The sequence below is a fragment of the Streptomyces sp. NBC_01390 genome (assembly GCF_045040105.1).
In the GTDB taxonomy this organism is placed as follows: domain Bacteria; phylum Actinomycetota; class Actinomycetes; order Streptomycetales; family Streptomycetaceae; genus Streptomyces.
In genome coordinates, this window is record NZ_CP109551.1 from 2,808,565 (window position 1) to 2,827,628 (window position 19,064).

Sequence of the window (19,064 nt, forward strand, 5' to 3'; positions counted from 1 at the left end):
GGGCGAGCCCCCGCACGCGGGTTGCGTACGGGGGCTCGCCTGCTGCCGGCCGGCTGCAAGGTCGGACTGTGCGAAAACCGATGGTGCCGTGGGGCGGACCCGTGGGGCAGGCCCTAGAAGACGCTTACGCCGTAGGCGCTCAGAGCCTCCGTGACGGGCTGGAAGAAGGTCGTGCCACCGGAGGAGCAGTCGCCGCTGCCGCCCGAGGTCAGACCGTAGGCGATGCCGCTGTTGGAGTAGAGCGGGCCGCCGGAGTCGCCGGGCTCGGCGCAGACCGTGGTCTGGATCATGCCGTAGACGACGTCGCCGCCGCCGTAGTTGACGGTCGTGTTCAGCGCGGTGACCCGGCCGCTGTGGATGCCGGTGGTGGAACCGCGACGGTAGACCGTGGTGTTCACGGACGGGGTGGCGGCGCTGGTGATGTCGACGCTGCCGACGGTGCCCGAGATCGAGCTCGTGGGGTAGCTCGTCGAGTACTTGACGAGACCGTAGTCGTTGGTCGGGAAGCTGGACCCGGCCGTCGACCCGAGGGTGGTGGTGTGGCCCGAGTTCGACCACCACGTGCCCGCGCCGTCGGTGCAGTGACCGGCGGTCAGGAAGTAGTAGGTGGAGCCGCTGCGGACGTTGAAGCCCAGGGAGCAGCGCCAGCTACTCGCATAGATTGCGTCGCCGCCGGAGATCAGTTTGCTGAACTTGCCCGGGGTCTTCTTGATGGTGATGGCGTCGGCGGTGCTGCCCGCCTGCCGCTTGATCTTCGCGATCTCCGCCTTGGAGACCGTGCTGTCGACGGTGACGACAACGCGGTTCGTCTTGGCGTCGACGGCCCAGGCGGTGCCCGGGATGTCGGCCTTGAGTACCGAGCCGCTCGCCTTCGTGAGCTGGGCGGTGCTGAAGGTGGTGACGTCGGCGGCGGTCGCGTTGGGGATGGTGATGGCGGCCGCGGCCACGAGTCCGGTGCTGACGGCGATCAGCCGGGTCCGTCTCGTGATGCCACTGCGGGGGGTGGTGCGCTTGATCCTCACTTGTCGTTCCTCCACATGGGAAGTCGGGGGCCCGCGTGGGGTCGGGGCCCGTGAGGCGCAGTCGGAGCCGCTCTGCCCGGATTCCGGACATGCTGTGACCCTGACAAGCGCTGGGTGGAAGTATTCGGCCGTTCGACCGGTCGACGCAAGAGCGCCTTCCGGCCGCGCACTGTTCAACCCCTGTACGACTCACAGGGGTTGAACAAGAAACTCGGTACTTACTCGGTACTTACTCGGTGTTTCTCTCGGTGTTTCTCTCGGTGTTCTATCGGTGGTCTCGCGGTGTTCCGACGAAGATCGCGCTCCCCCGCGGCTATCGCGACGTCCAGCGTATTTCCCGGCGGGGGAAACGGGCAGACGAAATGGTCGGCGAACGCGCACGGTGGGAGCAGGCTCCGGTTGAAGTCCACCGTTGTGCGCCCGTCGGCGTCCGGGGCCGCGGGGCGCAGGAATCGGAAGCGGTAACTGCCGTCGCCGCTGGTGGAGTCGGCGAAGACGGCCCACAGCGTGCCGTCCTCCTCGACCGTCACGCGCAGCGCCAGCTCCTGCCCGTCGAGCGTGAACGTCAGTTCACCGCCGAGCCCGAGCCCGCGCTCCCGCCCGTCCGCGTTCGCGACCCGCACGGTCCGCCGCCCGTCGTACGGCGTGAACCTGCCGGGCACCGACCAGCGCGGGTCGTACGGGGTCACCTCGACGCCCTTGAACGCCGTGCGCGTCTCGGCGGCGGGGTCGAAGTCGCGTACGCCCCAGCTGCCCTCGCGCACCAGTACGACCAGGCGTCGGTCGCCGACACCGACCCGGGCCGCGCCCGCCGGACCGGAGTCGGCGGTCAGCCGGACCTTCCCGGCGAAGGGCTCACCGTCGAGCGTCAGCCCGTCCGTGGCCCCGGCGTCCAGGACGATCCCGTCGCCGTCGGCCGTCCAGCGGCCGGGGACGGCCGGAAGCCGACCGTCCGGAAAGTCCTCGATCCAGTGCGTACCGACTAGTGCGAGGGGCCCGTAGGGCGCCGACACCGTCTCGATGCGCCGTTCGTGCCACCTCTGCCACGCCTCGGACACCTCCGCCGTCATGAACTCACTCCAGCTCACTCCCTGGAATCACTCCGTGCGCCGCCTCCGGCCCACGCCCCGGACCGCACGTTCTGTGCACGGCCGGTACACAACCTGTATGTCATCTTTATCGGTGCGACGCCCTGTCAGCCCGTCCATACGGGTCTCGCGGCGCACGGCACAAGCACAGGACACGAGCACAGGACACGAGCGCGGGTCCACGCCCCGGTGCCCGTACGGTCACGACGCGCCCCCGGCGCTCACGACTGGCCCGGCGCACTGCTTGACCGGCCGGGCCAGCCCCAGGTGCTCCCGGAGGGTGCTGCCCGGATAGAAGGTACGGAACAGGCTCCGGTGCTGAAGCAGCGCCACCGTGCCGTTGACAAGGCGCTCCAGGTCACGGCGCGGCTCGGCGGGGACGAGGTGGAAACCGTCGACGACGCCGGACGCGTGCCAGGCGGTGATCAGCTCGGCGAGGTCGACGGGGCCACCCCGGTACAGCGGGCCCTGCGCACTCGGCCGGGGACCGCCGCCCCCGTGCCCCGGCTCGGCCGCGTACTCGCCGCCGCCGAGGTCGACGACAAGGCTCGCGAGGACCCGCAGCTCGTCCGGGTCACGTCCCAAGTCCTCTGCCGCAAGCCTCAGTTCGTCCCGTACGGCACCCGCCTGTGCGGCGCTCACCGCCCGGACGAGCACCACGTCGGCGTACCGGGCCGCGAGCCGCCGGGCCTGCGTCTCGGTGGCGTCGACGACACGGACGGGGTGCCCCTGGGACGGCTTCGGCAAGGCGGAGGGGCCCGTGGAGGGGCCCGTGCCGGAGAAGGTGGCGCTCTCGAAGTCGACATGGTGCGGCTTGCCTTCGTCGACGAACCGGCCGGTCGCCAGGTCCCGTGTCCCGGCGTCACCCTCCTTGCTGTCCCACAACCGGGCTGCTCTGTCGGCGACTTCACCGATCTCCCCAGGCGGTGTGCCGCCGGGAGCAGCCCGACGGCGCCCGAAAAGCCGGGTGGCGGTCTCGGCCCCAGCCTCAGCCTCAGCCTCAGCCACGGTCCGATCCTCGGCCCCGCTCCCGGTCCCGGCCTCGGTCGCCGGCAGGTCGAGCTGCCGGCCGGCCCGGCCGCCGCTGACCCGGACGAGGGTCGCCAGGGCCGCCCGGGCGTGGAAGGGCTCGGCGTACGTGGTGGTGCCGGTGGCCACCAGACCGATCCGCGCGGTGGCGGGCGCGATCCGGGCGAGCACGCCGAGCGCGTCGGGACCGGGGTGCGCGAAGGAGTCGCCGAGCGTCACGAAGTCGAGCCCGCCGCTCTCGGCGAGCCGCGCCGCCTCGACGTACAGGTCGACGTCGGGCAGGGCCTGCTGTCCGGCCACGGGCTGATCGACGGCGGCGGCCAGGTGCAACAGCCCCCGGCCGTGCGTTGAGGTCATGAGGACGAACCTTTCGTCGGTGCCACAGCACCCGCGTGACAAGTAGGGGGAGGCGTCATGCGGCGGTGCCGTGACCGGCCACCGGTTCGACACCGCGCTCGGAACCGTTCTCGACACCGCTCTCAGCTATGAGCTCGTCATCGCGCCCGGTACCGCGCCCATCCGCGACGCGCTCAGCGCCCTGCCCGACACCGCGCACGTCGTCGCCGTCGTCGTCGCCGATGCCGTCGTGCCGGGCCGCCGTCCATAGAAAGGCCAGTGCGGCGCGCGCGGTCGCGTCGTTCTGCCGGAACGCGGGCCCGCCGGTGCGCGGCCGGGTGAATGCTCCGGAGCCCCGCGCCTCCGTGTGCGGTCCGAGCGCGAAGCGCCGTGGGTGCGGCCGGCCGTCCCGGTCCAGGAGCCGTCCGTCACCGCGGTCCACGGCGAGCAGCCCCTCGGCGGTCACGCCGACCCCGTCGTCGTACAACTCGCGCAGCAGGCTGTCGCGGGCACGCTCCAGCGTGGGTTCCGGCAGCCGCGCCTCGACAAGCGCGCGGGCCTCCACCGAAGCTCCGGGCACACTGGCACCGCCCGCCCGGAACACCCCGTCCTCGGCGGTGACGGTCACGTCGGCGCCGAGGAAGTTGAGGAGACCGGCCCGGGACAGCGCGAGCATCTGCCGCAGCCGGGGTCCGGGCGGCCCGGAGGCGAGATAGCTGAAGTAGCCGTGCCACCAGGACCCGATGTCCCCGAGCCGCACGAGTTGCCCGTAGACAGAGAGCAGCCCGAGAAAGACAGCCAGATCCGGGCTGTACGAAGGATCATGACGTCGCGTCAGATCATCCCGGATGTACTCCCGCAGCCCCTCCTGAAGCGCTTCGTACGACGGATACCGCACGCCCTCGAGCGGCCGGTCGAGGGCGTCGAGGTCGAGCCGGTCGGCCGGATCGGGCACGGTCGAGGCGACCAGCACCTCCCGCTCCGCCGGGTCCGCGGCTGCGTACTTCTCCTCGAAGTCCGACCAGGCGCCTCTGGTGCGCTCCGGGTGGACGGTGAACAGCCGGTGGTAGTGCGCGAATCCCAACTCCTTCTCCACCAGCGGCCACACATCCCGCCGGAAGTCGAAGCCGTCCGGCCGCGCGAGCAGGGCGTCCACCTCGTCCGGCCCGAAGAACCTTGGCAGGGGCGGTCGTTCACCGGTCCAGTCGTAGTCGATCTTCGAGTGGTACGGCACCCCGCGCCGGGAGCCGACGTACAGCACCGGCTCACGCCCGGACGGCAGATAGGTCAACTCCCCCTCGCCGCTGCCGGGATCGCCCCCGGAACTCTCCTCGAAGCGTCCGCCGCGCCCCTCCGTGAGCAACACCATCAGGTCGACGAAGGCCAGCCCGAAACCCCGCACGAGGACGGGCTCACCGGGCCGCAGCGCGGACAGGTCGCTGTCGGCGGTGAAGTCTGGCGGCAGATGCACCAGCCCGTTGGCCTGCGCGTACGAGGCCAACTCGCGCTGCTCGTCGTCGAGTTCGGCGTCGAGATGGCCGAGGGTCAGCACCACGAGATCGGCGAGCAACGGCCGGGCACGCCCCTCCAGCCACACCTGCTGGCGCCCCTCGCGCGGCCCGGCGATCCGCAGGGCGCGCCCGGCGTGGTACTGGACGCGGATGCCGGGCGGCAGGGCGGCCACCGTGTCCTCGTACACCCAGTTCAGGTAGGCGCCGAGGCGTTGGCGGTCCGAGAAGACGCGGCCGTCGATGTCCGCCCACTCGTGCAGCGTGGGCCCCGGGCGCACCGGGCCGACCATGGCCACCGTCTCGTCGGTGAACATGGTGACGTCCTGGGCCTGCGAGTTCATCCACAGCAGCGGGGACTGCTCCTGGCGCCAGATACGGCCGGCACCCGGCGGATGCGGGTCGACGAGATGGATGTCGAGGCCCGAATCCCCGTACAGCTCGGGGGCGTTGGCGGCGATCCGCTCCAGGAGACCGGTCCCCCGCGGACCGGCCCCCACGATGACAAGCACAGGCCTCATCGCACCCGCTCCGCCCTGTGCGTGCGGACGGCGGCCGGGAGCGCCGCGCCGTGCGGTTGTTCCAGGTACCGGGGTGGGGACGAAGGTGGAGGTGGGGGCGGGGCCGACGCGGCCAGGGTGTGCGAGGACATGGAAAGGCTCCGTGACGCGATGGGTCGAACACGGTGATGCCTTCACACGGGTGTCGCAGGGCGCGCGGTACGGCGCACATGGCAGCAGTACGACGTACGGGGCGCGCTGTACGGCCGAGCCCCTCAGCAGGGCCGTCCTCCGACTCTACGGCGACGTTTCCCCTCACTGTCAAGGGTGTCCGAACTGTGAGCGCTTCGTCTCACGTCGGTTGACGCCAAACCGGATGCCTGTTCCACTTGCCCCATGCATCCACAGCAGTGGCTGGTCAAACGCTCCCACATCGATCTCGGTCGAGTGTGGTCCTCCTCCTGTTGAGCTGACCCCCTGCGCGCCCGCTCGGCCGGGCGCCTTTTCGCGTTCTCCCGCGCACCTCACCTTTCACCCGAGCCTTCACACACCGCACACCCCTCCCCCTCAAGCACTCCCCATTCCCTTTCGCGTTCCTTTCCCGTTCCTTTCACGCATGTTCGCGCGGACACGGGCAAGGAGACGCACAACATGCAGACCTACACAGACCTACAGCGAACAGGAGCCGGCCTCCGCGGATCTCGCCACGACAGATCGAGGCCTGACCCGACGTCAGACGCGTCCCGGACACGACTGGGCCTCCCATGACCACGCCTGAGGCTCCGTCAGGAAAGCGGGCAGGCCTCTCATTCACCCATACGTCCCAACGCTCACCCATACGCCACGAAGAATCATATTTCACTCTCAGTCAGCAGTCGGACACAGCAAGACCCTTGCGGCAACGGGCCTCTCGACGAAATGGTTGTGCACCAGTACCGTCACGAAACCCCCGCGCGGCGTCTATTCACTTGGCGCGCCATCCGCATCATGGATGACCATAGGGATGCGGAAAGCATGAGAGACCGCTGTGAGAGGAGGCGTCCATGGGATCGGTACGCAAGGCGAGTGCCTGGCTTGGCCTCGTCGACGACAACAACGATGACGAGCGTTACTACGACGACGACTACTCCGAGGGGACCGAGCAGCCCGGGGATGCCTGGGTCACGGACCCCCGGGTCAAGGTCGCGGGCGAGGTGGCCGAGGAGAAGGGCCGCCGCATCGGCACGGTCACCCCGGACAGCTTCCGGGACGCCCGCGCCATCGGCGAGCTCTTCCGGGACGGCGTTCCGGTCATCATGAACCTCACCGCCATGGAGGCCGCCGACGCCAAGCGCGTCGTCGACTTCGCGGCAGGCCTCATCTTCGGCCTGCGCGGCTCCATCGAGCGGGTGTCCAACCGCGTGTTCCTGCTGACCCCCGCCGACACGGAGATCGTCAGCGGGGAGGCGCAGCCGCACCGGGCGGACGGTTTCTTCAACCAGAGCTGAGCAAGGCAGCTCACCGGCACCGCCGTCCGTTGTTCAGGTCAGCGGAAGGCGTCAAGTCCGGTGAGCGCCTTGCCCAGCACCAGCTGGTGCATCTCGACGGTGCCCTCGTACGTGAGCACCGACTCGAGGTTCGTCGCGTGCCGCATCACGGGGTACTCGAGCGAGATCCCGTTGGCGCCGAGGATCGTCCGGGCCGTACGACAGATGTCGATGGCCTCTCGTACGTTGTTGAGCTTGCCGAAGCTGACCTGCTCGGGACGCAGGCGGCCGGCGTCCATGCGCCGCCCCAGATGATGGGCGAGCAGAATCCCCTTGTGCAGCTCGACCGCCATGTCGGCGAGCTTGGCCTGGGTGAGCTGGAACCCCCCGATGGGCCGCCCGAACTGCTCACGCGTCTTCGCGTAGTCGACGGCCGCCTCGAAACAGGACCGGGCGGCGCCCATGGCACCCCAGACGATCCCGTACCGGGCGTGGGAGAGACAGCTGAGGGGCCCGCGCAGCCCGGTGACATCAGGCAGCACGGCATCGGCCGGCAACCTCACGTCATCGAGCACCAGCTCACTGGTGACGGAGGCGCGCAGGGACCACTTGTGCTTGATCTCGGGCGCGGAGAACCCGGGGGTGTCGGTGGGGACGACGAACCCGCGGATGCCGTCGTCGGTCTGCGCCCACACGACGGCCACGCCGGCCACGGATCCGTTGGTGATCCACATCTTCCGCCCGTTGAGCACCCAGTCACCGCTGCCGCCGTCGCGCTTGGCGTACGTACGCATGCCTGCGGGGTCGGAGCCGTGGTCGGGCTCGGTCAGCCCGAAGCAGCCGATGACGTCACCGGCGGCCATGCTCGGCAGCCAGTGCTGCTTCTGCTCCTCACTCCCGAAAGCGTGGATGGCGTACATGGCGAGAGACCCCTGCACGGAGACAAGAGACCGGATACCGGAGTCGGCGGCCTCCAGCTCCAGGCAGGCCAGCCCGTACTGCACGGCGGACGCGCCGGCACAGCCGTAGCCGGTGAGCGACATCCCCAGGGCGCCGATGCCGCCCAGCTCTCGGGCAAGCCCCCTGATGTCCGGCAGCTCACCCTCCTCGAACCACCCGGCGACATGGGGCAGCACGCGGTCCGCCGCCCAGGTCCGGACGGTGTCCCTGATGGCCAGGTCCTCCGCGTCCAGCAGATCGTCGAGGCCGAGCGGGTCGGCGGGATCAAAAGGGGGCAGCTTCGCGAACACAGCCACAGGAGCCTCCGGCAACTTAAACTAGCACCGCTAGTTACGATGCGCCCGACGCTACGCCCGCAATTCCGCCGGTACAACCCGACGGGGCCCGCCGGCACCTCAGGTGCACATCCCGGACGACTGTCCCACCGAACTCCATGTGCCGCCCGCGACCCGCGGCTGGCCCTGCCCTGCCCGCCCGCCCGCCAGTGGCACACACCCGCACCCGCCGACGTCTCCGCACCCCCACAGGAGAGACCCACCCCTCAAGCGACCGCCACGGGCGGCGCGTGGGCGGGAGACCCCCCGGCGATCACACCGTCGCACCCGCACCCGCCGACGCACCCGCACCCCCACAGGAGAGGCCCACCCCTCAAATGACCGTCACGGGCGGTGCGTGGGTGGGAGCCCCCCCCCCGGCGGTCACACCGGCACGCGTGCCCCCTCGACCTCGCGAGGCCCCGGCACCGCGACCGACGCCTCAGCGGCGCCGCCACACTGCATCACCCGCGGCAACCGCAACGCCATCACCGCCCCCAGCACCAACAACCCCGCACTCACCAGCAACGTCACATGCAGCCCGTGCACAAACGCATCCCGAGCCGCCGCCCGCAGGGCAACCCCCGGCGACCCCCCGAGCCGCCCGGCAACCTCGTACGCCTCGCCCAGCGAATGCCCCGCCGCGGCCGACGCCGACGCCGGAACCCCCGGCACCGACCCCACCCCCGGCGCGTACGCCGCGTTCATCACACTGCCCAGGAGCGCGATCCCGATCCCCGCGCCCAGCTGGTACGACGTCTCACCGATCGCCGCCGCCCCGCCCGCCTGCGCCGCCGGAGCCTCGCTCAGCATCGACTCGTACGCCCCGAAGAGCGTCGTCTCCAGGCCGAAGCCCAGCAACACGAACCCGGACAGCATCAGCCCCGGGTTGTCCTCGCCGCCCATCGCCGTCAGCAGTCCGACCGCCGCCGCGGTGAGGCAGAACCCGGCGCACACCATCGCCCTCGGCCCGAACCTCCGCAGCAGCCGCGCCCCCGCGAGCCCGGCCGCCATCGCCGCCACCGTCAGCGGCAGCAGCCGTAGCCCCGTCTCCAGGGGCGAGAGGTCCAGCACCAGTTGCAGATACTGCGCCGCGATCAGCTCGAGTCCGACCAGCGCGAGCATCGCCAGCACGATGCACCCGACGGACGTACTGAAGGCCGGCCGCGCGAACATCCGCAGGTCGACCAGCGGATACGTACGCCGTCGCTGTCTCCGTACGAAGGCGACCAGCAGCGCCGCGCCCACCACCAGCGGCACCAGCGTCAGGAGGTTCCCGGCACCTTCCCCGCCGCCCAGCCGCTTCACGCCCAGGACGACGCCGAACAGCCCGCCCGCCGCTGTCAGCGCGCCGACCACGTCCCACGGCCCGGCACCGCGCTCACCGCGCGACTCGGGCAGCAGCAGCCGGCCGACCGGCAGGCTGACCAGCATCAGGGGGATGTTGACGAGGAAGACCGAACCCCACCAGAAGTGCTCCAGCAGGAAGCCGCCGAGCAGCGGGCCGACCGCCGCGCCCACCGCCGCCACCGCGCTCCACACACCGATCGCCAGCGCCCGTTCGCGCCGGTCGGGAAAGACCTGGCGAAGGATCGAGAGCGTCGCCGGCATGATCATCGCACCGCCGACGCCCAGCAGCGCCCGCGCCAGGATCAGCAACGACGCACTGCCGGCGAAAGCGGCCAGGCCGGAGGCGACGCCGAACAGTCCGTATCCGAGGAGCAAAATCCGTCTGCGGCCGACCCGGTCGCCCAGCGTGCCGAAAAGGATCAGCAGTGAGGCGCAGACCAGCGGGTAGACGTCGACGATCCAGAGCAGCTCTATCGCGCCGGGCCGGAGATCCTCGCTGACGGCGGGCACCGCCACATGCAGCACGGTCGCGTCGACCGCGACGAGCAGCAGACTCGTGCAGAGGACGAGGAGTACGACCCAGCGGTTGGCACTCGCACCGGCCGTCCGACGGCGCGGCGCTGCGGCAGCCGTGGTCGTCCCGGACATGTACGTACCTCCAAGATTCCCTCGCGTTCGGCGATCCTCGGGGTGGGGACTCCCCGGGGGTCTGGGCTGAGGAGGAGCGGTGGTCCTCAGTCCGCGCGGCGAAAGGCGAGTGGTCCGACAGCGTACGCGAGTTCGCACCGGCGAAAAGTGGCGGACCTCTCACCCCTCCACGGGAGCTCGTGTGGCGTGCGCCACGCGTCCGGCGGGCCGCCCGCTCCCCCGACCGCCCTCGTTCGGTCACCCGTCGATAATCGACCGGTGACAGATCTTGGAACCCGTCCGCTCCCCGCGCCGCAAACGCTCCGCCGTGCCGCGCCCGCCCTCCTCGGGTACGTGGCCGTCCGTGTGCTGGGCCTGGTCGCGCTGGCCCTGTGGAGCGCGGCGCGGGACAAGAGCGCGTACAAGCTGCTGACCGCCCGCTGGGATTCGCTGTGGTACACGCGGGTCGCCGAACTCGGCTACGGCTACGAGGTGCGCCTGCCGAACGGTGACGTCCACTCGAACCTCGCCTTCTTCCCGCTGCTGCCCTGGCTGGAGCGGCTTCTGTCATCGGTTACCCCGATGTCGTACGCCGACGCGGGATTCACGGTGAGCGCCCTGGCCTCCCTGGCCGCCGCGTGGGGCGTGTTCGCGGTCGCCGACCATGTGTACGGCCGTCGGGCAGGGGTGTACGCCGCAGTGCTGTGGGCGGTCCTGCCGGTCGGGATCGTCCAGTCGATGGCGTACAGCGAGTCGCTGTTCACGGCCCTGGCCGCATGGTCCCTGTACGCGGTCCTCACCGGCCGCTGGCTCACGGCGGGCACCCTGGCTCTGCTGGCGGGCCTGACCCGCCCGGTGGGACTCGCGGTGGTGGCGGCGGTATGGGCAACCGCCATCGCCTCGTTCGGCACCTGGCCCGGCAACTCCTCCGATACCGAGTCCAGCCCCGCTTCCAGCCCCGAGTCCAGTGCCGCTTCCCGTACCTCGTTCGTACGACGGCGAAGCGCGCCCGCTCCGCACGGCGCACCCGTCTGGCGCCGCGCCCTCGGCATGCTGATCGCGCCGCTCGGCGCCGCCGGCTACGTCCTGTGGGTCGGTCATCACACCGGCAAGGGGCCGCTGGGCTACCTGGACGTCCAGGCCGGCTGGCGCAACGGTTTCGACGGCGGCGCCGCGTTCGCCCGCTTCGTCGCCGCCAAGTTCACGTCCTTCCCGTCGGCACTGGCCGGGGTCGGGCTGATCGTCGGTGTGGGCCTGCTGATCTGGCTGTTCGTCACCTGTGTACGGCAGCGCCAGCCACTGCCGTTGCTCGTGTACGCGGGTGTCGTCACCGTGCTCGCCCTCTGCGCGTCGAGCTACTTCGGCTCGAAACCACGCCTGTTGCTGCCCGCCTTCCCTCTCCTGCTGCCGCTCGCCCTGGCCCTGGCCCGGCTGCGTACGGCCCGATCGGTGCTGGTGACGGGCGTGGTCGCGGTGGCCTCGGCGGTCTACGGCGCGTTCTGGCTGAACGGCTCCGGTCCCCCCTGAGCGACCTTCCGGCGAATTCCGGACAACCAACTGGTGAACCAATTCGAAAGAGCCATAAAACAGCGCCCACCGGGCCACACCCGCTTGATCAATGAAAATGCAGGGAACCTGGGCCGCCGAATAGGGATTCCGGTGAATTAAACATCACCTTGAGAGCAATCCCACATCACATCGTCATTACAAACCGGCGGATCGGCCGGAGATCCGCGCTCACTCGCTGTAACGTCGATTGGGTGCGTACTGAAGGAGATCTCGCCCGTCTGGACCGGGTGTTCGCGAGGCTCGACCGGGAGCCGAGCCGGCCGACCCACATCGATGTGCCGAAGATGAGCAGGCACAGGATCGCGCTTCTTGTCGCGACCCTGGTCTTCTATCTCGCCACCGTGTGGGCCGTCGTGATCACCTCATGGCTGGTCCGGCTCGACTGGCAGGTCATGTTCTTCCGGCCCTATCAGCAGTGGCCGGAGATCCACGCGATCCTCGACTACTACGTGGTGCTCGGTCAGCGCGGCCCCACCGCCGTGATGATCTCGGCCTGGCTGGGCTGGCGAGCCTGGCGTCAGCACACCCTGCGTCCGCTGCTCACGTTCGGCGCGGCGCTGCTGCTGCTCAACGTCACGGTCGGTGCCGCGAAGATCGGCATGGGCCGCCTCGGACCGCACTACGCGACCACCATCGGCTCGAACGAGATGGGTATGGGCGGGGACATATTCCCCAGCGGTCACACCGCGAACGCCGTGGTGACCTGGGGCATCCTGGCCTATCTGGCCTCGACCCCGCGGGCCAGGCGCTGGCTGTCCGCCAGTTCGGCGCTGATGTCGCTCGGCGTCGGCCTCACCACGGTCTATCTGGGCACGCACTGGCTGAGCGATGTCGTCCTGGGCTGGGTCGCGGGCCTGCTGGTCCTGCTGGCGCTGCCGTGGTGCGAGCCGATGATCACTCGCGCCGAGACCTGGATACTGGAGCAGCGCGACCGCAGGCGCGCCCGGGGCACCAGCGCCGCGCCCGTCCCGGCCCGGGTCGGTACGCCGGCGATGGTCACGCCGCACGCGACCGCCGGGCAGGAGGCCACGGCCCGCGAGGACACCGCCCCGGCGGCCCATCTGTCACGGGCACCCGCGCACCCCGCGCATCCGGCCCCGCACCCGCACGCGAGCCGTTCGGAGCGCACCCCGGTCACCCCGGCCGGCAGCCGCCGCCCCCCGCACGCGGACCGTGCCCCGCGCGCCACCGGCAACCCGTCGACCCGCCCCCTGCCCGGCAGCAGCTGAGCCAGGGGCCCGGCGGGGTCGGCTTCAGCCCTTCCAGCAGCGCGTCACCCGACCGCCGGTGACCTCGAAGTTCAGCCGCCCCGACCGGTACTCCATGGTGATGATCGCCCCGGGCGGCAGGGACCGCACCGCCGACCAGCCGCGCTCGCGGGCGAGCCGTTCGGCCCCGGCCGCATCGAGACCGACGTAGCTGTCCGGGCTGTCCTGGGCGTCCTGGGGTTCTTCGGGCCTGGGATTCGGTGACATGCCCGTCACGGTAGGCGCCCACCGGCGGCCGGGGAAGCCCGGCCCCGACCCCACGCATCACTCGTCCGACTCCGGTCACACTTCTGTCACAAGATCGCGCCACTCGTTTCAAGCGATAATCAGCACGCGCACACCACACGCAAGGCCGGTCACCCAAACTACCGGCGGCCATTCGAACGTAATTCGCCACCTCTGCGCGATCCCCTCATAAACCCCGTCGAAGATCGCCGGAAGGGCACTACGGAGACGGCGAATTGCCCCGGCCACCCCCACCACTACGCCTTACCGGTTTCTTATACACGCCATACGTGCTGATGCCACGCGTCTCGGCCGCCACCCCTGGCGACAGAACGCATAAAACACCCACGACTTCCCCACATAACCTCCGCACGCCACCGCCCCGCATCCTCAGGACACCGACCCTGAGCTGCTCCCGCTCCCGATATGCGGCGATCGCTCCGCCGCGCGGGACAGCCGGTCCCTGGAGGTCCTGATCGCGTCGACGAGTTCCGCGGGCTCCAGCACCTCGAACTCGAAGCCCGTCAACATGACATGGATGACCATCACGTCGAGGCTCCCGGCCCCGGTGCGCAACAGACAGGCTTCATCGCCGTCCGGCTCCAACGTCCCGGAGGAGGGCGAGATCCGCGCGGCGGCCTCGTCGAGGGGCACCAGCAGCCGGATGACGGCGTGCGTGGCGTACGCACGCGTGGAGACGCCCTGGGAGACATAGGCGGCGAGATCGTCGGCGGGAGGCGTACGAGGGGCGAAGCGCGGTCCGTGCGGCGGCTTCGGCGTGATGCGGTCCACGCGGAACGTACGCCAGTCGGCGCGGTCGACGTCCCAGGCGACCAGGTACCAGCGCCGCTCGGTGCACACCAGGCGGTGCGGTTCGACGGTACGGCGGGACACAGCCCCTTCGTGCCCCCGGTACTCGAAGCGCAGCCGCTCCGTGTCCCGGCACAGATGGGCGAGTTCGGTGAGGACGGCCGGGTCCACGGCGGAGGGCTGCGGCCCGCGCAGCATCGGCACGGTGAAGGCGTTCAGGGCCCCGACCCGTCGCCGCAGCCGGTCGGGCAACACCTGTTCGAGCTTGGCCAGCGCCCGTACGGAGGTCTCGCCGATGCCCTCGATGCCCTGCCCGGCAGCGGTCCGCAGCCCGACAGCCACGGCGACCGCCTCGTCGTCGTCCAGCAGCAGCGGCGGCAGCTCGGCCCCGGCACCGAGCCGGTAGCCACCGCCGGTGCCCGGACTGGCGTCCACGGGATAGCCGAGGTCGCGCAGCCGGTCCACGTCCCGGCGGACGGTACGAGGGGTCACCCCGAGGCGGTCGGCCAGGTCCGGGCCCGACCACTCCCGGTGGGCCTGAAGCAGCGAGAGCAGGCGCAGCAGCCGTGCCGAGGTCTCCAACATGGGGCGAGTCTGCCAGCGGTCGCGGACAGCCGCTGTCCTCAACGGCCATGGCAGGTAGGCCGCCCGCGTGGGACGCCGCTGCCCCACCCGGTCCGGAGACAGGGTGGGGCAGCGTGCCCGAAGCAGGGGAAGCGGCTCAGAAGTCGAGCTTCTGGCCCGGCATGATCAGGTCGGGACTGTCGCCGATGACGGCCTTGTTGGCGGCGTAGAGGTGCTGCCAGGTGGTCGTGTACCGGGCGGCGATGCCGCTCAGGGTGTCACCCACGCGGACGGTGTAGTCGCCACGGGAGGAGCTGCGGCCGGTGTGGGCCGGGGAACGCTCCGGCGCCTTCGAAGGAGCCTTCGACGCGGCGGACTCACCGGAACCGGTCGACTTCCCGGCGGACCGGCCGGTGGACGAGGTGGCCGACTTCTTCGTCGACTTGGTGGTGGCCGAACCGGAGCCCGCGTCGGAACCCGAGTTGGAGCCCGATGCCGCGGGAGCGCTCCCGGCGGCCCCGGCGCGCGCCGAACAGGTCGGCCAGGCGCCCCAGCCCTGGGCACCCTGAACCTTGGTGGCGACGGCGATCTGCTGGGACTTGCTGGCCCCGTCGGCGGTGGCCGCGTAGGCCGTGCCGCCGTAGGCGCGCCAGGTGCCGGCGGAGAACTGGAGTCCTCCGTAGTACCCGTTGCCGGTGTTGATGTGCCAGTTTCCGCCGCTCTCGCACTGGGCGATGCGGTCCCACACCCCGCTGTCCGCCGCCGCGGCGTTGCCTGTCGCGGCCAGCAGTCCGAGGGGGGCGAGCAGAGCCGCCCCGGCGAGGACCGCCGTCTTGCGCGTCTTGCGGGTGTAACTATCGGCACATTCGGACATGTAGATCCCTCTCCACAGACCCGGGCTCCCCCTGACCGGAGCGCGTCGGCCGCGTGTGAACGCGGTCGGCACGCTCCGCCCCGTCCGTCGGCGGTGATTCTGCGCGGTGTCTGGTTCTGCGCTGCCGGCGGACGTACCCGAGCGGTGCTAGGTGCACTCGGCGGAGGAATCTATGGACGACGACGAGGGGATATCAACCAACTCCCTGTTGTCCCAGGCCAGTTCATGGTTACCGCCGGTATCGGCGAGTTTCGGCCACCCACTACATCACCCCATTTCCTGATGTGTCGACCAATCACTCGAACAAACTGTGAGTCAGTTCACCGGACCAACTTCCGTAACCTGCCTGTTACTTGACATGGAGTGACCAATTCCGCACCTACTGTGACCGCGCGCGCAGGATGGTTCGATTCCGTTCGCCGTGCAGCGTGACCCCCACCACAGGTCGTCCGTTGTCATCTTCATGAGCCCGGACTGTCCGGGCCCACCGGCCGGGGGCGACCCGGCCTCGCCACGCACCGCATCCCGAGGGAGCCACCCGTGCCGCGCATGCTCGATGTCAGCGACGAGGTCCGCGCCGAGATCGGCGACGAAGAAGCCGACCGGTTGCTCACCGGCGACAACGCCCCGGGCAGTTACGACTGCACGTCCTGCCGCACGCCGGGCGACTCCGCCCAGGAGCGCACCAGCACCGTTCTCTTCATCGGGGACGAGACCGCCGTCCTCGCCTTCGCCCACGCCGGCTGCCTGCCTTCGCAGGTCGTCCAGGTCACCGAGGAGCAGCTCCAGGGCGCGGTCCGCTCCATCAACGCCGACGAGGAGACCCCGATGGCCGCACCCGAGCAGGCAGTACTGGGCGTCACCAGCGGACTCGTCCTGATCGAGGGCGAGTTGCACCCCGCCCTGGTCGTCGAGCCGACCGCCCCGATCGTCCGCCCCGGCGCGACCGGCGCCGGCGACGACTTCCTCCCCCTCCTCATCGAGCAGGGGTTCATGCCCCTGACCGAGCTGACGGAGGTGCCGCCCGTGCTGCACGGCTGGTCGGTGCTGCTCGCGGCCGGCCAGCTGCACGCCGTACTCCAGCCGGGCCCGAACGGCGGCTCGGCGGTGGCCTGGTGGCAGGCACACCAGCCGCTCCAGGTCACGGAGAGCTGGCGCGCCGCCGCCAACAAGCACCAGCAGGTGCTGGTGTTCGCGGCGCCGGTCGGCTCCATCGGCCGCCAGCCCCGCGAGGACCTGCTGCGAGACGCGCTGGACAAGGCGGCGGGCATCGGGAAGCTGGTCGCCAGCGCGCTGCCTCTGGCCGGGACCTGAGCGCTGCGGACCGGGGGTGCATCGGTAGGTTGGCGGCTACCGGTCGAGTTGGGCTGAGCGCGCAGTTCCCCGCGCCCCTTTGCGGCGCGCTACGCGCTCTGCAAAGTCCGGGCGTCGGCCGCACCTGTTGGGCGGCGGAGTCGTTTGCACGTACGTGCACACCTACGACGTCCCCCGCCGCCAGTCCTACCAGTCGCTCCCGTCCGCGCGAGCGACTCAGGACTATCCGAGCGGCCCATCGGCCACGCCGATCTTCGACGCGTTGTACGCCGAGTACGGCAAGTCCTTCCGCTCGCTGCCGGGCGACCGTAGCGGCGAGGAAGAGCTGGACTTCGCGGCGTTCAGGGCCAACCCGAACGGCCTCACCCCGCCCTACGGCAGCTCGTACGGCTCGAACTCCGGCTCGTACAGCGCCTACAGCGCGGGGGCGCTCAGCGCGCGCACCGGCAGTCAGGGAGGCGGATGGCAGCGGGTCGGCCAACTCGACGCGCAGCAGGGACAGTCGGCGGCCCCGACCCCGACCGCCGTGTGGCCGACGGGTGCCCGGCAGCAGCACTACACCGGGATGACCCACATCCCGGCGGCGCTGCCACCGGGCCCGCGCCGGGGTGCGTGACCACCACCTGCACGTGACTGAGGGCGGCTCCCATCCGGAGCCGCCCTCAGTCACGTAAGAGACGTACGACCACTACGCACGACATCTGCATACGACCGACGGCTACTTCTTCCTGCCGCGCTTCTCGCGCACCCGCACCGAGATGTGGATCGGCGTGCCCTCGAAGCCGAACTCCTCGCGCAGGCGGCGCTCGATGAAGCGGCGGTAGCCCGCCTCGATGAAGCCGGAGGCGAAGAGCACGAACCGCGGCGGCTTGACGCCCGCCTGCGTGCCGAACAGGATGCGCGGCTGCTTGCCGCCCCGGATCGGGTGCGGGTGGGCGGCGACCAGCTCGCCGAGGAAGGCGTTCAGCCGGCCCGTCGGAACCCGGGTCTCCCAGCCCGCGAGAGCGGCCTCGATCGCGGGGACCAGCTTCTCCATGTGGCGGCCGGTGCGCGCCGAGACGTTGACGCGGGGCGCCCACGCCACCTGGGCGAGCTCGGTCTCGATCTCCCGCTCCAGGTAGTAGCGGCGCTCCTCGTCGAGGGTGTCCCACTTGTTGTACGCGAGGACGATCGCACGGCCCGCGTCGACGGCCATGGTGACGATCCGCTGGTCCTGGATGGAGATGTTCTCGGAGCCGTCGATCAGGATGACGGCGACCTCGGCCTTCTCCACGGCGGCGGCCGTACGCAGCGAGGCGTAGTAGTCGGCGCCCTGCTGGAGGTGGACGCGCTTGCGGATGCCCGCCGTGTCGATGAACTTCCAGGTGACGCCGCCGAGTTCGATCAGCTCGTCGACCGGGTCACGGGTGGTGCCCGCGATCTCGTTGACGACGACGCGCTCCTGGCCCGCCACCTTGTTCAGCAGCGAGGACTTGCCGACGTTCGGGCGGCCGATGAGGGCGATGCGGCGCGGGCCGCCGACCCCGGCGCCGAAGGTCTGCGCGGGCGCATCGGGCAGTGCCTCCAGGACGGCGTCCAGCATGTCGCCGGTGCCACGGCCGTGCAGCGCGGAGACGGGGTGCGGCTCGCCGAGACCGAGGGCCCAGAGATACGAGGCGTCGGCCTCGCCGCTCAGCCCGTCGACCTTGTTGGCACACAGCACGACGGGCTTGCCGGCCTTGCGCAGCAGCCGGACGACAGCCTCGTCGGTGTCGGTCGCGCCGACCTTGGCGTCGACGACGAAGACGACGGCGTCGGACGCCTCGATCGCGTACTCGGCCTGCGCGGCCACGGAGGCGTCGATACCGAGGACGTCCTGCTCCCAGCCGCCGGTGTCGACGAGCTTGAAGCGCCGCCCGGCCCATTCGGCCTCGTAGGTCACGCGGTCGCGGGTGACGCCGGGCTTGTCCTCGACGACGGCCTCGCGGCGCCCGATGATGCGGTTGACGAGTGTCGACTTGCCGACGTTCGGCCGCCCTACGACGGCGAGGACGGGCAGCGGCCCGTGACCCGCCTCGTCGAGCGCGCCCTCGACATCGGCGACATCGAAGCCCTCCACCGCGGCGAGCTCCATGAACTCCGCGTACTCGGCATCGCCAAGCTCTCCGTGCTCGTGCTCTCCCGAGCCGTCGGAGGGAATGTGGTCGTTCATGAAGTCCGTACCTCGTTCATCGTGGTGATCGGTGGAATCCCCCGGTATC

At 70.6% G+C, this 19,064-nt stretch carries 15 protein-coding genes; 5 read left to right on the forward strand and 10 right to left on the reverse strand.

What is annotated here, in order from left to right; genetic code table 11:
- Nucleotides 1–113 precede the first annotated feature (113 nt).
- From OG241_RS12480 to OG241_RS12495, 4 genes are all read right to left on the reverse strand, one after another.
- Nucleotides 114–1,022 carry a S1 family peptidase gene (locus OG241_RS12480; protein WP_405815329.1) on the reverse strand — a complete coding sequence of 303 codons (909 nt, stop codon included), beginning with the start codon at nucleotides 1,020–1,022 and terminating at the stop codon, nucleotides 114–116.
- A 218-nt stretch (nucleotides 1,023–1,240) separates the two neighbouring features.
- Nucleotides 1,241–2,092: a DUF1684 domain-containing protein gene (locus OG241_RS12485; RefSeq protein ID WP_405815330.1), complete on the reverse strand. Its 852-nt coding sequence runs from the start codon at nucleotides 2,090–2,092 to the stop codon at nucleotides 1,241–1,243.
- A 219-nt stretch (nucleotides 2,093–2,311) separates the two neighbouring features.
- The gene (locus tag OG241_RS12490; protein ID WP_405815331.1) at nucleotides 2,312–3,496 is read right to left on the reverse strand and encodes an LLM class flavin-dependent oxidoreductase; all 1,185 of its coding nucleotides are present in this window, start codon (nucleotides 3,494–3,496) and stop codon (nucleotides 2,312–2,314) included.
- 55 nt (nucleotides 3,497–3,551) lie between these two features.
- Nucleotides 3,552–5,504: an FAD/NAD(P)-binding protein gene (locus OG241_RS12495; RefSeq protein ID WP_405815332.1), complete on the reverse strand. Its 1,953-nt coding sequence runs from the start codon at nucleotides 5,502–5,504 to the stop codon at nucleotides 3,552–3,554.
- A gap of 1,022 nt (nucleotides 5,505–6,526) precedes the next feature.
- On the opposite strand from OG241_RS12495, the gene OG241_RS12500 reads away from it, so the two are divergent.
- A complete protein-coding gene (locus OG241_RS12500; RefSeq protein WP_189151702.1) occupies nucleotides 6,527–6,970 on the forward strand; it encodes a cell division protein SepF in 444 nt (147 codons plus the stop codon).
- Between the two features lie 38 nt (nucleotides 6,971–7,008).
- Here OG241_RS12500 and OG241_RS12505 read toward each other — a convergent pair whose 3' ends face one another.
- Nucleotides 7,009–8,205: an acyl-CoA dehydrogenase family protein gene (locus OG241_RS12505; RefSeq protein WP_405815333.1), complete on the reverse strand. Its 1,197-nt coding sequence runs from the start codon at nucleotides 8,203–8,205 to the stop codon at nucleotides 7,009–7,011.
- A 402-nt stretch (nucleotides 8,206–8,607) separates the two neighbouring features.
- On the reverse strand, nucleotides 8,608–10,221 hold the full coding sequence (locus OG241_RS12510) for an MFS transporter (RefSeq protein ID WP_405815334.1): 1,614 nt from the start codon (nucleotides 10,219–10,221) through the stop codon (nucleotides 8,608–8,610).
- Nucleotides 10,222–10,479: 258 nt separating this feature from the next.
- On the opposite strand from OG241_RS12510, the gene OG241_RS12515 reads away from it, so the two are divergent.
- Together OG241_RS12515 and OG241_RS12520 are read left to right on the forward strand one after the other, a co-directional pair.
- Entirely contained in the window at nucleotides 10,480–11,727 is a 1,248-nt protein-coding gene (locus OG241_RS12515) for a mannosyltransferase family protein (protein WP_405815335.1), read from the forward strand.
- Between the two features lie 233 nt (nucleotides 11,728–11,960).
- On the forward strand, nucleotides 11,961–12,998 hold the full coding sequence (locus OG241_RS12520; protein WP_405815336.1) for a phosphatase PAP2 family protein: 1,038 nt from the start codon (nucleotides 11,961–11,963) through the stop codon (nucleotides 12,996–12,998).
- Nucleotides 12,999–13,022: 24 nt separating this feature from the next.
- Here the strand turns inward: OG241_RS12520 and OG241_RS12525 are convergent, their stop codons facing one another.
- The 3 genes from OG241_RS12525 to OG241_RS12535 form a co-directional block, all read right to left on the reverse strand.
- A complete protein-coding gene (locus OG241_RS12525; RefSeq protein ID WP_405815337.1) occupies nucleotides 13,023–13,244 on the reverse strand; it encodes an I78 family peptidase inhibitor in 222 nt (73 codons plus the stop codon).
- Between the two features lie 408 nt (nucleotides 13,245–13,652).
- Complete coding sequence (locus OG241_RS12530) at nucleotides 13,653–14,657, reverse strand: helix-turn-helix transcriptional regulator (protein WP_405815338.1); 1,005 nt, start codon at nucleotides 14,655–14,657, stop codon at nucleotides 13,653–13,655.
- 136 nt (nucleotides 14,658–14,793) lie between these two features.
- Nucleotides 14,794–15,510 carry a transglycosylase family protein gene (locus tag OG241_RS12535; RefSeq protein ID WP_405815339.1) on the reverse strand — a complete coding sequence of 239 codons (717 nt, stop codon included), beginning with the start codon at nucleotides 15,508–15,510 and terminating at the stop codon, nucleotides 14,794–14,796.
- A gap of 540 nt (nucleotides 15,511–16,050) precedes the next feature.
- Between OG241_RS12535 and OG241_RS12540 the strand changes: the two genes are divergently transcribed.
- The gene (locus OG241_RS12540) at nucleotides 16,051–16,824 is read left to right on the forward strand and encodes a hypothetical protein (RefSeq protein WP_319098520.1); all 774 of its coding nucleotides are present in this window, start codon (nucleotides 16,051–16,053) and stop codon (nucleotides 16,822–16,824) included.
- Between the two features lie 154 nt (nucleotides 16,825–16,978).
- Nucleotides 16,979–17,440, forward strand: a complete 462-nt coding sequence (locus OG241_RS12545) for a hypothetical protein (RefSeq protein WP_405815340.1) — start codon at nucleotides 16,979–16,981, stop codon at nucleotides 17,438–17,440.
- A gap of 102 nt (nucleotides 17,441–17,542) precedes the next feature.
- On the opposite strand, the gene der is transcribed toward OG241_RS12545, so the two are convergent.
- Complete coding sequence (gene der, locus OG241_RS12550) at nucleotides 17,543–19,015, reverse strand: ribosome biogenesis GTPase Der (RefSeq protein ID WP_405815341.1); 1,473 nt, start codon at nucleotides 19,013–19,015, stop codon at nucleotides 17,543–17,545.
- Nucleotides 19,016–19,064 lie beyond the last annotated feature (49 nt).

Bases quoted from the DNA above. Each gene is read 5' to 3' on its own strand.
- OG241_RS12485 (WP_405815330.1), bottom strand. From the start codon at position 2,092: ATGACGGCGGAGGTGTCCGAGGCGTGGCAGAGGTGGCACGAACGGCGC.
- OG241_RS12490 (WP_405815331.1), bottom strand. From the start codon at position 3,496: ATGACCTCAACGCACGGCCGGGGGCTGTTGCACCTGGCCGCCGCCGTC.
- OG241_RS12495 (WP_405815332.1), bottom strand. From the start codon at position 5,504: ATGAGGCCTGTGCTTGTCATCGTGGGGGCCGGTCCGCGGGGGACCGGT.
- OG241_RS12500 (WP_189151702.1), top strand. From the start codon at position 6,527: ATGGGATCGGTACGCAAGGCGAGTGCCTGGCTTGGCCTCGTCGACGAC.
- OG241_RS12510 (WP_405815334.1), bottom strand. From the start codon at position 10,221: ATGTCCGGGACGACCACGGCTGCCGCAGCGCCGCGCCGTCGGACGGCC.
- OG241_RS12525 (WP_405815337.1), bottom strand. From the start codon at position 13,244: ATGTCACCGAATCCCAGGCCCGAAGAACCCCAGGACGCCCAGGACAGC.
- OG241_RS12530 (WP_405815338.1), bottom strand. From the start codon at position 14,657: ATGTTGGAGACCTCGGCACGGCTGCTGCGCCTGCTCTCGCTGCTTCAG.
- OG241_RS12535 (WP_405815339.1), bottom strand. From the start codon at position 15,510: ATGTCCGAATGTGCCGATAGTTACACCCGCAAGACGCGCAAGACGGCG.
- der (WP_405815341.1), bottom strand. From the start codon at position 19,015: ATGAACGACCACATTCCCTCCGACGGCTCGGGAGAGCACGAGCACGGA.